This window comes from Azorhizobium sp. AG788 (assembly GCF_943371865.1).
Lineage (GTDB): Bacteria > Pseudomonadota > Alphaproteobacteria > Rhizobiales > Xanthobacteraceae > Azorhizobium.
In genome coordinates this window covers 1-12,103 of sequence record NZ_CALRWL010000004.1, presented here as the reverse complement: position 1 = coordinate 12,103, position 12,103 = coordinate 1, and the positions used below count along the sequence as shown (strand labels likewise).

Annotated in this window: 11 protein-coding genes, 1 tRNA gene and 1 pseudogene; 11 read left to right on the top strand and 2 right to left on the bottom strand. The window is 66.0% G+C overall.

The genetic code is table 11. The features are described 5' to 3' along the window. Positions 1-3: 3 nt before the first annotated feature. From AAG816_RS03920 to AAG816_RS03910, 3 genes are all read left to right on the top strand, one after another. A complete protein-coding gene (locus AAG816_RS03920; RefSeq protein ID WP_341988207.1) occupies positions 4-513 on the top strand; it encodes a prepilin peptidase in 510 nt (169 codons plus the stop codon). 196 nt (positions 514-709) lie between these two features. Continuing rightward, entirely contained in the window at positions 710-2,065 is a 1,356-nt protein-coding gene (locus AAG816_RS03915; protein WP_341988206.1) for a leucyl aminopeptidase family protein, read from the top strand. Between the two features lie 7 nt (positions 2,066-2,072). Beyond that, positions 2,073-2,957, top strand: coding sequence for an NlpC/P60 family protein (locus AAG816_RS03910; RefSeq protein ID WP_341988205.1), 885 nt, complete (start codon positions 2,073-2,075; stop codon positions 2,955-2,957). A 137-nt stretch (positions 2,958-3,094) separates the two neighbouring features. On the opposite strand, the gene AAG816_RS03905 is transcribed toward AAG816_RS03910, so the two are convergent. Continuing rightward, complete coding sequence (locus AAG816_RS03905) at positions 3,095-4,783, bottom strand: GGDEF domain-containing protein (protein ID WP_341988204.1); 1,689 nt, start codon at positions 4,781-4,783, stop codon at positions 3,095-3,097. Positions 4,784-4,898: 115 nt separating this feature from the next. Here AAG816_RS03905 and AAG816_RS03900 point away from each other — a divergent pair, with 115 nt between their 5' ends. Next, complete coding sequence (locus AAG816_RS03900; RefSeq protein WP_341988203.1) at positions 4,899-5,618, top strand: YggS family pyridoxal phosphate-dependent enzyme; 720 nt, start codon at positions 4,899-4,901, stop codon at positions 5,616-5,618. 226 nt (positions 5,619-5,844) lie between these two features. Further along, positions 5,845-5,920 (top strand) — tRNA-Glu (locus tag AAG816_RS03895). 192 nt (positions 5,921-6,112) lie between these two features. Here AAG816_RS03895 and AAG816_RS03890 read toward each other — a convergent pair. Further along, positions 6,113-6,442, bottom strand: a pseudogene (locus AAG816_RS03890) (hypothetical protein); the annotation flags it as partial. On the opposite strand from AAG816_RS03890, the gene AAG816_RS03885 reads away from it, so the two are divergent. From AAG816_RS03885 to AAG816_RS03860, 6 genes are all read left to right on the top strand, one after another. Further along, positions 6,389-6,601 carry a hypothetical protein gene (locus AAG816_RS03885; RefSeq protein ID WP_341988202.1) on the top strand — a complete coding sequence of 71 codons (213 nt, stop codon included), beginning with the start codon at positions 6,389-6,391 and terminating at the stop codon, positions 6,599-6,601. The pseudogene AAG816_RS03890 and the gene AAG816_RS03885 overlap by 54 nt on opposite strands. A gap of 224 nt (positions 6,602-6,825) precedes the next feature. Continuing rightward, the gene (locus AAG816_RS03880; protein WP_341988201.1) at positions 6,826-7,941 is read left to right on the top strand and encodes a hypothetical protein; all 1,116 of its coding nucleotides are present in this window, start codon (positions 6,826-6,828) and stop codon (positions 7,939-7,941) included. A 365-nt stretch (positions 7,942-8,306) separates the two neighbouring features. Continuing rightward, positions 8,307-9,080, top strand: coding sequence for a glucose-1-phosphate cytidylyltransferase (gene rfbF, locus AAG816_RS03875; protein ID WP_341988200.1), 774 nt, complete (start codon positions 8,307-8,309; stop codon positions 9,078-9,080). Continuing rightward, positions 9,071-10,132, top strand: a complete 1,062-nt coding sequence (gene rfbG, locus AAG816_RS03870) for a CDP-glucose 4,6-dehydratase (protein WP_341988371.1) — start codon at positions 9,071-9,073, stop codon at positions 10,130-10,132. Before rfbF ends, rfbG begins: the two co-directional genes overlap by 10 nt. A gap of 42 nt (positions 10,133-10,174) precedes the next feature. Continuing rightward, on the top strand, positions 10,175-10,705 hold the full coding sequence (gene rfbC, locus AAG816_RS03865) for a dTDP-4-dehydrorhamnose 3,5-epimerase (protein WP_341988199.1): 531 nt from the start codon (positions 10,175-10,177) through the stop codon (positions 10,703-10,705). Next, the gene (locus tag AAG816_RS03860) at positions 10,702-12,006 is read left to right on the top strand and encodes a glycosyltransferase family 2 protein (protein ID WP_341988198.1); all 1,305 of its coding nucleotides are present in this window, start codon (positions 10,702-10,704) and stop codon (positions 12,004-12,006) included. Before rfbC ends, AAG816_RS03860 begins: the two co-directional genes overlap by 4 nt. Positions 12,007-12,103 lie beyond the last annotated feature (97 nt).

The window sequence follows — 12,103 nt, the reverse complement described above, 5'->3', positions numbered from 1 at the left end:
GGCATGCCCGTCGTCACCCATGCCGGACTGCCCTGGGCGCTCATGATGCTGGGCCTGATGCCCGTGGCCCTGCTGGTGGCGCTGGCCAGCGATCTCACCCGGCGCATCATTCCCAACGGGGTTGTGGTGGCCCTGGTGCTGGGCCTTTTGGCCCTGGCCGCGCTGGGCCGGGTGCCGGACCTCAACATCCGCCTGCTGCTGGCCGGCGCCACCCTGGCGGTGGGCTTTGCCCTGTTCGCCGAGGATGTGATCGGCGCCGGCGATGCCAAGCTCGCCGCCGCCACCGCTCTGTGGCTCGATCCCAGCCAGTTTCCTTTGTTCGTGCTGCTGTGCGGCGGCCTCGGCGGCGCCCTGGTGGCCGCCGCCACGCTGTCCGCCCGGCGTGGCGATGCCGCCCCCGGCCTGTGGCGCGGCCTGCCCTATGGGGTGGCGCTGGCGGGGGCCGGATTGGCGCTCTATCCCTCCTCCAGCCTGATGGCGGCCCTCCCCGCCGCCCTGTTCGGCGCCGGCTGAGACCGGCAGCTTGAGCGGGGCGTCGCCTCGGCGCCGCCGCCGTGCTACGCCGCTGTGCGTGGATCGGCGCGATTGAGGCCTCCCGGTGCGGGAGGCGCTTCAGCCATCAAACCGTCCCGTTTGCAGGTCTGAGAGTGCGGTTCTGCGCTCCGGTGCCGACTCAGCGTCGCGCCGGCGCCCCTCTGGGAGTTCTTTCATGTCCGATTGCTTCGCCCCGGCCGATGCGCCGAGCCTGCCGATCTGGTTCGTCACGCAGGAGACCCTGGCCGGCGCCCCGCTCCCGGACACCGCCCGCCGCTTCGTGGAGAGCGCGGGCTACACTGCCGAGGCCGGCAAGCTGCTGGCCATCCCCGGCGCCGATGGCGCGCTGCTGGGCTATCTGTTCGGCCTGGCGCGGGAGCCGGACGCCTTCGCCGCCGGCGTCCTGCCCGGCCTGCTGCCCCCCGGCGCCTATCGGCTGGAGGGCGATGCCCCGGCCCATTCCGCGCTCGCCTTCGCGCTGGGCACTTATCGCTTCGATCGCTACCGCGCCCGGCCCAAGCGCGACGTGCGCCTCGCTTTGCCCGCCGATGCCGACCTCGCCGCTTTGTCCCGCACGATGGAGGCGGTGAGCCTGGTGCGCGACATGGTCAACACCCCCGCCAACGACCTCGGCCCGGCCGAGATCGAGGATGCCGCCCGCGCGCTCGCCGCCCGCTTCGGCGCCAAGCTGAACGTGGTGGTGGGCGATGCGCTGCTGGAAGAGAATTTTCCGCTGATCCATGCGGTGGGCCGCGCCGCCACCCGCGCCCCGCGCCTCATCGACCTCACGTGGGGCGATGCGGATGCACCCAAGGTGACATTGGTGGGCAAGGGCGTGGCGTTCGACACCGGCGGCCTCGACATCAAGCCCTCCTCCGGCATGCTGATCATGAAGAAGGACATGGGCGGCGCCGCCTCGGCCCTAGGGCTGGCCCTGCTCATCATGGCGCGCGGCCTCAAGGTGCGGCTGCGGGTGCTGATCCCGGCGGTGGAGAATTCCATCGCCGGCGATGCCTTCCGCCCCGGCGACGTACTCAAGAGCCGCAAGGGCCTCAGCGTCGAGATCGGCAATACGGACGCGGAAGGCCGCCTGGTGCTGGCGGACGCGCTGGCGCTCGCCGATGCGGAAGCACCGGAATTGCTGGTGGACTTCGCCACCCTCACCGGCGCCGCCCGCGTGGCGCTCGGGCCGCAATTGCCGCCCGCTTACACCGACGACGAGACGCTCGCCGCCGATCTCGCCCGCCATGCCACGGCGCAGAACGATCCTTTGTGGCGCATGCCTTTGTGGGGGCCTTACGCCAGCATGCTGGATTCGAAGATCGCCGACATCAACAATGCCGGCGCCGGTGGCTTTGCCGGCTCCATCACCGCGGCCTTGTTCCTGAAGCGCTTCGTCGGCACGGCCAAGTCCTGGCTGCATCTGGACATCTATGCCTGGAACCCCTCCGCCCGCCCCGGACGGCCGGAAGGCGGCGAGGCCCAGACCATCCGGGCGCTGGATGCCCTACTGGCCGAACGCTACGGCTGAGGCACCCATGACCGCCAACGCCCCCACCGCCGAAGCCCCCCTGCCCGACCGCCGCCTGCTGCCGGCGCGGCCGGATCTGGCCGCCGCCTTTCTGCGCGGCCGCGTCGATGCCCCCCGTTTTGCGGAGGGCGAGCTGCGGCGGGTGTTCACCGATGTGGCCCCGGTGCGGCGCATGCCGCGCGCGGACGGCATGCTGGAGACGGAAGCGCTCTATGGCGAAACCGTCACCGTCTATGAGGACGATGCGGAAGGCTGGTCCTGGGTGCAATTGGCCCGCGACGGCTATGTGGGCTATGTGCCCACCGTCACCGTCGGTCCCCTCGGCCCCGCCCCCACCCACAAGGTGCGGGCGCTGCGCAGCTTCCTGTTCCCCGGCCCGGACATCAAGATGCCGCCGGTCGCCACTCTGGTGACCGGCGCGCTCTTGCATGTGCGCGGCGAAAAGAGCCCGTTCGCGCTCACCGACCGGGGCGCGGTGCCCTTGGCCCATGTGGCGCCTCTGGACGAGGCGGAGCCGGACTTCGTGGCGGTCGCCGCCCGCTTCCTGCGCACGCCCTATCTGTGGGGCGGCTGCTCCAGCCTCGGGGTGGATTGCTCCGGCCTGGTGCAGATGGCGCTGGCCGCCTGCAACATCCGCGCGCCGCGCGACAGCGACATGCAGGAGGCGGCGCTTGGCACCGCCGCGGACCCGGCCGGTCCGTTCCAGCGCGGCGACCTGCTGTTCTGGCCCGGCCATGTGGCCATCGCGGAAGATGCCGACACCCTGCTGCATGCCAATGCCCACCATATGGCGGTAGCGCGCGAGCCGTTGCGCCCGGCGCTGGCGCGGATCGAAGCGGTGGCAGCGCCCCTGCGCACCGTCCGCCGCGGTGCGGCCCCGGCCGGGGCCTGATTTTTCGTCGTCGGCAGCCGCCCACGCGGTGCCAGCGAGAGCGTTTTCGCGCGAAGGGGATTCCGGTTCGCGTGAAGAAAACGCGATACAACAGAGAGATAGAGAATTTCAGCGGCGAGAAGACACGGGGAAATACTCTATGAGACCCCGGCCCGGGGCGCCCCCAGGGACGCCCCCTCGCGATGGGCCACGACAATGTTGCGCCCGCGCCCCTTGGCCTCGTAGAGCGCCGTGTCCGCCGCGGCGATGAGGCTGTCGGGCGAATCCGCCTCATCGGGAACCATGGACGCCACCCCGACACTGGCGGTCAGCCGCCGGCCGGCCACGACGGGGTGCTCGATGGCCAGCGCCACGATCAGCTTGCGCACGTCCTCGCCGAACTCGCGCGCCATGGCGAGGTCCGCATCAGGCAACAGCACCACGAATTCCTCGCCGCCATAGCGCGCCGCCAGATAGGGCGTGCCGGCCACCGCTGCCTGCAGCATGCGGGCCACCGCCCGCAAAGCGTCATCGCCGGCTAGATGGCCGAGGGCATCGTTGAACAGCTTGAAATGATCCACATCCAGCATGATCAGGCCCAGCGGACGGCGGGCATCGCGGCTGCGGACCCAATCCTCGGAAAACTGCACGTCGAAGGTGCGCCGGTTGGCGAGGCCGGTCAGCCCGTCGGTGCGCGCCAGGGCTGCCAGCCGACCGTTGAGATTGCGCAGTTCCGCGGTGCGCTGCGTCAGGCGCCGGCCCAGGTCCGTGAAGGCCTCCACCAAGGGCCTGAATTCCTGAACGCCCACATCGGTGACCATCTCGGTGCCGATGTCCCCATCCGGCCCGCCGCCGCCGGCGCCCACCGCCGCCACATCCGCGGCAAGCCGCTGGATCGGCTGCACCACCAGCCGGTCGGCGACGAACCATGTGATCACCAGCACGAAGAGCACGACCGCAAAATGCAGCAGGGTGGAGGCGAGGATCTCCCGGTCGATGGGATCAAGGATCCGCGCATCGTCCATGCCCAGGATGATGCGCACGTCGGTGCCGGCAAATCGTGCAAAGGCGACATAGCGCTGGTTGCCGTCGAAACCCACCACATGGGCATTGCCCTCGTCCGCGGCCATGGCCGCATGGAACAGCGGCGTGTCGGCAAAGCCATGACCCACGATCTCGGGATTGGGCGGATAGCGCACCAGCACCGTGCCTTCCGGGTCGATGACATCCACCGTCACGCCCGAGGCGGCGCCGGTCTCGGCGGCGATGCGCGACAGCCACTGCAGGTCGAGGCCCACGATGACCACCGCCAGCGGCTCGCCGGTGTCGCTGCGCTCGGCCTTTGACAGGACCAGCGGCGCCAAGGCCGAACGGCTGCGCGAGAACTCGCTGAGCACCGGTTCGCGGGCGGCCAGCGCGCGGGCCAGATAGGCCTTGTCTGACAGATTGAGCCCCAGCGCCGAGCGCGCGCTGGCGCACAGGATGGTCCCCTGGGGATTGGCCAGATAGACCCCCTGGATGCCGGCGACCTCGCCGTTCAGCCGCTCCGCCAGCCGCTGACAGACCGCCGGATCGCGCAGCAGCAAGGTGGCCTCGCGGCTGAGCACCTCCAGCATGGCGGTGGCGGAGGCAAAGGCCTCCTGCTGCGCCAGCGCCGCCCGCACCGCCAGATTGTGCAGGATGTCCTCGGTATCGGCGATCTGGTCGGCGCGCTGGCTGAACAGGCTGGCCAATCGCTCCACCGACACCGGCACGGTCACGAGCAAGATCAGCAGCACCAGCCGCAAGCGAATGCTGGCACGGCGTCGGTGCCCGCGGCGTGGCGTCGCTTGTCTGTCTTCCGCCATGCCTTCAGCAGTCTCCTCTCCCGCACCGGCGCGGAAGGAACAGCCCTGTATTCTTCCTTCTAACCCGTTCCGGGTGCAAAAGGGAGAGAGGCAGATAGCACGAAAGAGGATGATGATGAGCCGCATCGAACCCACCGCACCGAGGGCGACCCACGCCGCGGATGAGCCGGCCACCCGGCTTGCGGAGATCCAGGCCGCCATCAGCCAGGCCTGCCGCGATGGCGGCCGCGCCGAGGGGGCCGCCACTTTGATTGCGGTATCGAAGACCTTTGGCGCCCCGGACATCCTGCCCCTGATCGCCGCCGGCCAACGGGTATTCGGCGAGAATCGCGTCCAGGAGACGCGGGACAAATGGCCGGCCCTGCGGGCGCAGCAGGAGGGCCTGCAGTTGCACCTCATCGGCCCGCTCCAGTCCAACAAGGTGGCGGACGCGGTGGAACTGTTCGACGTCATCCATACCGTCGACCGGCCGAAGATCGCTTATGCACTGGCGCAGGAGATGGCGCGGGTCGGCCGCCGGCTGCCGGTCTTCATCCAGGTGAACACCGGGGCCGAGCCGCAGAAGGCCGGCGTGCTGCCGCAGGAGGCCGATGCCTTCGTGGCCGAATGCCGCGACAAGGCCGGCCTCGACGTGATCGGCCTGATGTGCATCCCGCCGGCGGAAGATGTGCCCGCCCCGCACTTCGCTTTGCTGGCGGAGATCGCCCGCCGCAATGGCCTCGCCAACCTGTCCATGGGCATGAGCGCGGATTTCCCGGTGGCCATCCACCAGGGCGCGACCCATGTGCGCGTGGGCAGCGCCCTGTTCGGCACCCGCCCCCGGCCCGCGGCCTGAGGCGCCGGGGCGCCGGGGCGCCGGGGCGCCGGAGCGCCGGAGCGCCGGAGCGCCGGAGCGCCGGAGCGCGACGGCGTTCTCCCTCGGGGCAGCGGGGCGCGCCCCGCCCCCGGGCCCGTCCGCAGCCGTCGCTTCCGGACGTGCATGTGGACAGCCATCAATGAGCGCGCCGGAACCGCTTGCCGCCGACGGCGGTTACGGATAATAAGAGCGCCTTCCGCTTAACGCTCCCATCGTCTAGCGGTCTAGGACGTCGCCCTCTCACGGCGAAAACAGGGGTTCGATTCCCCTTGGGAGCGCCAAGTGGCCTGAAGGCCATTGAAAACCCTTATTTTTTCGACTTCATGTCCCATCCGACTTTTCGGTGGGACAAAGTGCATGCTGGTATGCAACTTCGACATGGCAGAATCAGCCAAGTGCGCTTGCCAGACACCCTTGGCGTAGCGCTCGACTTCCCCGAGCGTGCGATGGCCGGTGAAGGACATTACCTCATGGGGCATGGCCTCGCTCTCGGCGAGCCTCACTGCCATGGCTTTGCGAAGGCCGTGAGCGCGACCGGGCAGGCCAGCTTCGGTGCAGCGGCGGGCGAACCAGCTTCCAAAGCTGTTGGGCGTAAACGGCTTGCCGAACTCGGTGAGGAGGAACGTTCGATCGCCCGTCGGCGCCGCAGTGAAAGCACCGCGCTCAGTTGAGGCAACGGATAAATCTTGCTGGACGGCGCGCCGAGCGTGCCGTCGGCCAGATAGCTGGCGCCACCGGTCAGCATGTGGATGGCAGTGGGCGTCGTGATGATGTCGATGGCGGCATTCCGCTTTTCCCTTCATTCCGTGAATTCCGCCCAGCGGGCCTTCGCCCACGAGTGTCCCCTTCAGCACCTACGGCTCCAGCAGCTTGAGGCCGTCCTCCAACACGTCGTTCACGGTGGTCCAGTTGGTGGCGAAATCGACGGCGAAATCGCCCAGTTCCTGCTGCGCTTCGACTAAACGCTACTGGGCATACTGGGCATCTTCCATACGCTGGGAGGCCCGCCCCCATGTCGCCGAAATCTCGTCGATGGCAGCGTAAAAGGCTGCCAGAACGATCTCGCCAAGTGTTGCATTAAAACTTTGGATCGCACTTGTCTCCGATGCGGCGCAAGTCATGCATGACGCGAGCTCGGATGTGCTTTGACGGAAGGTATCTGCATGGACCTTTTTGGCCTCAAAGCTTGATCCAGGATCAAGTGTGCTCGCTCAGACGGGATGATGGCGGCCACTATACAGCACTCTCAGCATCAATAAATTTCTGCTATTCTATCCAAATAAAATTATATTATATCAATATAAAAATTTATAAAGTTAATTTATTTTTAATAAATACTTCATACTCATTCTATATATTTCATACTACTCCTGATTCCGATTTTTTCTTGGAGATCACGATGTCTATAAATGAAAATGACATTTGCGTGGGCGGCGGTTTGCGTATTACGCCGCTGATGCCTTTCATCATTGGGAATAGCGCAACGCAGAGAACTCTCACTGCAAAGCTCATTGCAAATGAGATGTATCAGTGGGTCAGGGATGTTGTGGATATTCCTGGCGCCACCTCGGCGACATACCATCCGACGCAGGACGATATCGGTCACCTCCTCCGCGTGCGCATGCACTTTACCGACAGCGACAACAACTTTCATACGGTCATATCCAAGCCCGTGGGGCCAATTCAGAGCGGTTCGGCTTATTATGTCAATGCTGGGAGCTACGCAGCAAATTCCAGTGGCAGTTCTATGGTTGTGCCGATGCCTGAAAACTTGATCCCGGGCAACCTCGTACTTGTTTGGATGTCCGCAAACGCGCCAGTGACAGCAACCGAAGTTGCAGGCTGGGCATTCTTGAATACTGTTGTGGTGAATGACTATATCTTGGCCTATAAAATAGCGGATGGAAGCGAAGGGGCCTCAGTCACATTCGGATTTTCTGGGCCTGTGGGTATGCAAGGGCAGGCTCTCCAGTTTGCCGGAGTGAATGCGGCCACGCCGATGGGGGTGCATAACACCAACTGGGTTGCCTCTGGTACCACCGCTTCAAATGCCGGAGTTACGACTGGCAGTCCGCGCAGCCTAGTGCTGGCCGTCATACAGGTGAACAGCAACCAGGTGATCCCTGTGCCTAGTGGGTGGACAGAGTCCGTCGGCGCAGCAAATAACGTGAGCTCTCCATTTGCGGCAGGTTCACGTGCTGTGACCAAGGTCGTGGCGGCTGCGGGACCCTCCGGTTCACTCTCTGTGCCGATCGCGTCTACGTCATCGCGAGTGAGCCTCTATGAGATCATCTCGGCGTAACGACTCCTGCGCGTGAGAGACAAACGGGCAGTGCTTCCTTGAAGCGCTGCCGGTATGTTCATGTTTTGTTCTCAACTGTCCTTCTGCATTTCCAAACCGTTCAGCCCGTCCGACCGGCGGCACCCTATATCGGCGGCAAGCGCCAACTCGCCGCGTACCTGGTCAAGCGCATCCCGGCCGAGCCGCACGAGACATATGCCGAGCCTTTCGTGGGAACCCGGGTCGGCCCCAATCCCAGAACCAGCCCCGCACAAGCAAGGCTCTGTTTAGTCGGATCAAACAATCGGCACGGCGTGTGGCGGGGGAAAGCCAATGCAGCGTTTCAACACGGGCCGCCCGGCGGCCGTTCCAGCACGAGGCCAGGCATGAAGGTCGTGATCCTGGCCGGCGGGCGCGGCTCGCGGCTGGCGGAAGAGACCATCGTCCGCCCCAAGCCGTTGGTGGAGATCGGCGAAAAGCCGATCATTTGGCACATCATGAGCATTTATGCTCATTACGGCTTCAACGATTTCATCGTCTGCACGGGCTACAAGGGCTACCAGATCAAGGAATACTTCGCCAATCTGGTGCTCCACCACAGCGATATCACCGTGGATCTGGGCCGCAACCTCATCCACTACCATCAGTCGGACAAGCCGAACTGGCGGGTCAGCGTCATCGACACCGGCCTCGACACCATGACCGGCGGACGCCTGAAGCGCATCAAGCCCTATCTCACACCCGGCGAAGCCTTCTGCATGACCTATGGCGACGGCGTCGCCGACGTGGACGTGGCCGCGGAAGTGGCGTTCCACCACGCCCAGGGCCTCCACGCCACCATGTGCGCCGTGGCCCCTCCCGGTCGCTTCGGCTCCGCCAATATCGAGGGCAACAAGGTCTCCGCCTTCGTGGAAAAGCCGGTGGCCGGCACCCAGCGCATCAATGGCGGCTTCTTCGTGCTGCAGCCCGAAGTGCTGGACCTGATCGAGGGCGACGACAGCGTGTGGGAAGGCCAGCCGCTGGAAACCCTTGTTGAGCGGGGCCAATTGGCCGCCTATCCCCATGACGGCTTCTGGCGCCCCATGGATACGCTACGCGAACGCATCCAGCTGGACGAAATGTGGAACTCCGGCCGGGCGCCATGGAAAGTGTGGGCGTGAGCCCGTTCTGGGCCGGTCGCCGGGTTCTGGTGACCGGCCACACCGGCTTCAAGGGCGCATGGCTGTGCCTGTGGCTGGAGCGCCTGGGCGCGCAGGTGAGCGCCGTGGCGCTGCCGCCGCAGACCCAGCCGGCGCTTTATGACGACCTGTCCCCCTGGCCCGGCCAGCATCACACCCATGCCGACATTTGCGACGGCGCCGCTTTGGCCGCCGTGGTGGCGCGGGCGCGGCCGCAGGTGGTGATCCACATGGCGGCCCAGGCCCTGGTGCGCCGCTCCTATGCGGAGCCGGTGGAGACGTTTGCCACCAACATCATGGGCACCGTGAACCTGCTGTGCGCCTTGCGTGGGGTGGAGGGGGTCGAGGCGGTGGTGGTGGTCACCACCGACAAGGTCTATGCCAATGCCAATGACGGAACCCCGTTCCGCGAGGGCGATCCGCTGGGCGGCAAGGACCCCTACAGCAGTTCGAAGGCCTGCGCCGAGCTGGTCACCGCCAGCCTGCGCGACAGCTTCTTCCGCGCCGGAGGCCCGGCCATCGCCACGGCGCGGGCCGGCAATGTGGTGGGCGGCGGCGACTGGTCCGACGACCGGCTGGTGCCGGATTTCATCCGCGCCCTGGAGACCGACGCGCCGGTGCGCCTGCGCTATCCCGCCGCGGTGCGCCCCTGGCAGCATGTGATCGAGCCCCTCGCCGGCTATCTCGCCCTGGCCCAGGCCCTGGTGGAGCGGCCCGAGCGCACCCCCGAAGCCCTGAACTTCGGCCCCGATCCCGACGCCGTGGCCTCGGTGGCGCAGGTGGCGGAAGCGTTGGGCGCCGCCTTCGGCCTGCCGGCCCCGTGGGCGCAGGCGGAGGGTCTCCATCCCCCCGAGGCCCAGGCCCTGGTGCTGAATTCCGATCTGGCCACCGCCAGCCTTGGCTGGCGGCCGCGCCTGTCGCTGGCGGACACCATCGCCTGGACGACGGAATGGTACAGCGCCCACCGGACCGGCGCCGACATGCGCGCGCTCAGCCTGGCGCAAATCGCCCGTTACGAGGAGATTCTGCCGTGATCGCCGTTGATGTCGCGCCGGCTCGCCCCAGAGGAGGCGACCGTGAAATTCACTGAAACCAAAATTCCCGGCGTCGTCGAGATAGACATCTCGCCTTTCGTCGATGCCCGCGGGCTGTTTGCGCGCGCATTTTGCGCCGACACCTTCGCGGCGCAGAATTTAACCAACCATTTTGTCAACGCCAACACCTCTTGGAACCCCAAGGTCGGGACCTTGCGCGGCCTGCATCTGCAGGAGGCGCCGCATAGCGAGGCCAAGCTGGTGCGCGCTGTACGGGGCAAAGTGTTCGACGTGGCCGTGGATCTGCGGCCGGAGTCGCCCACCTATTGCGCCTGGACCGGCGTGGAATTGGATGCCGAACGGCGCAATGCCCTGTTTATTCCGCAGGGATGTGCCCACGGTTTTCTGACACTCGAAGACGACTGCGAGCTGTTCTACCTCGTCTCCGACATCTACGCGCCTGATCTGGCCCGCACCTACCGCTGGGATGACCCCGCCTTCGGTATCTCTTGGCCGTCGGCCCCCACCCTTATCTCGGATCGCGACGCCGCCGCAGAGGATTTCCGCCCATGAATGCCGCCTTCACTCCCGAGGTCGCCACCGCCGTCCCCGCGCCCCGCGATGCGGAGGCGGACGTGATGCTGTCCATCTGCATCCCCACCTACAATCGCGGCCCGTTCCTGGATTATCTGCTGACCGACCTGGCCACCAACTGCCGGTTCGACTTTCGCTATGAGATCGTGGTCTCGGACAATGCCTCGCCCGACAACACCACGGAAATCGTCGAGAAGCACAAGGCCGCCGGCCTGCCCATCTCCTATTTCCGCCAGAGCGAGAACAAGGGCGGCTATCCCAACATGACCACCGCCTTCATGCGGGCGGTGGGCAAATATGTGTTCTATCTCGCCGATGACGATCTGATCATTCCCGAGGCGGTGGCGGACAACATCCACTTCCTGATGGACAACCCGGACGTGCGCGCTGTCTACGCCCCGTGGGAAATGTATGATGATCTGAACAAGGTCTCGTCCGGCCTGTTCTACGACCAGGGCCAGGATCTGATCGTGATCCGGCCCGGCGAGGAAATCGACCTGCTGACCTTGATCATCGAGAAGCACATCTTCCCGGAAGTGATGATCTATCGCGCCGATGCCCTGCGCAACATCATCCGCGAAACCCGCTTCTGCTATTGGGCCTTCAGCTATCTGGCGGTGGTGGCGTCCCAGGGTCCGGTGGCATTTCGCAACAAGCCCTATTACCGCTCGGTGACGCTGACCCCCGTGGCCCCCACGCGCGAACAGTGGGGCGTCGAAGAGACCATGACCAATTGGGATACCTATCGCGGCGGTCTCGAATACATGGTCTTCAGCCTGCTGCGGCAGAAGAACATGACGCTCAATGATACGACGCGGGGCGCGTTCCGCGACATGGTCGATCATTTCGTCGCCACCCGCATGCGGGTGGCGCTGCGGCTGTGGATGGGCCGCCGCGACTATCTGCGCGCCTATGAACTGGTCGCGCGCCTGTGCCACCTCTCCCCGTCCAGCCTGTCGGAGCTGGAATATATGGACCAGTTGCCGCTGCTGTTGGCCGCCCAGACCCTGGCGCGGCTGGCCAATGCCATCGTCGGCATCGACCGCATCGTGATGGCGGGCGTGGACGACGGGCAGTCCCTTGGCAGCCTGCTGCGGGATGTGGGCCTGGAGCGCCGCATCCTGGTGTCGCCGCCCATCAAGACCCCGACCGCCAAGATCCTGGAGTCCAGCCTGGTGTTCCTCGGCGACGAGAGCCTGCGCCAGTCGTTCCTGGACCAGGGCTACAAGCCGGGCCTGATCATCAGCGAAGCCGACATCCGCGTGACCAACCTGCTGTAGCCGCTCCGCGGGGTCGGACGGCGCCAGGGGCCGCACAGGCGGCACCGAAGGATCTTATGCGCCGCAAGAAAAAGAGCGGGCCGGGCGGATGACATCC

What these genes read in the sequence shown, in the direction of transcription:
- AAG816_RS03920 (WP_341988207.1), top strand. Translation starts at nt 4, where the DNA reads ATGCCCGTCGTCACCCATGCCGGACTGCCCTGGGCGCTCATGATGCTG.
- AAG816_RS03915 (WP_341988206.1), top strand. Translation starts at nt 710, where the DNA reads ATGTCCGATTGCTTCGCCCCGGCCGATGCGCCGAGCCTGCCGATCTGG.
- AAG816_RS03910 (WP_341988205.1), top strand. Translation starts at nt 2,073, where the DNA reads ATGACCGCCAACGCCCCCACCGCCGAAGCCCCCCTGCCCGACCGCCGC.
- AAG816_RS03905 (WP_341988204.1), bottom strand. Translation starts at nt 4,783, where the DNA reads ATGGCGGAAGACAGACAAGCGACGCCACGCCGCGGGCACCGACGCCGT.
- AAG816_RS03900 (WP_341988203.1), top strand. Translation starts at nt 4,899, where the DNA reads ATGAGCCGCATCGAACCCACCGCACCGAGGGCGACCCACGCCGCGGAT.
- AAG816_RS03885 (WP_341988202.1), top strand. Translation starts at nt 6,389, where the DNA reads ATGGCAGTGGGCGTCGTGATGATGTCGATGGCGGCATTCCGCTTTTCC.
- rfbF (WP_341988200.1), top strand. Translation starts at nt 8,307, where the DNA reads ATGAAGGTCGTGATCCTGGCCGGCGGGCGCGGCTCGCGGCTGGCGGAA.
- AAG816_RS03860 (WP_341988198.1), top strand. Translation starts at nt 10,702, where the DNA reads ATGAATGCCGCCTTCACTCCCGAGGTCGCCACCGCCGTCCCCGCGCCC.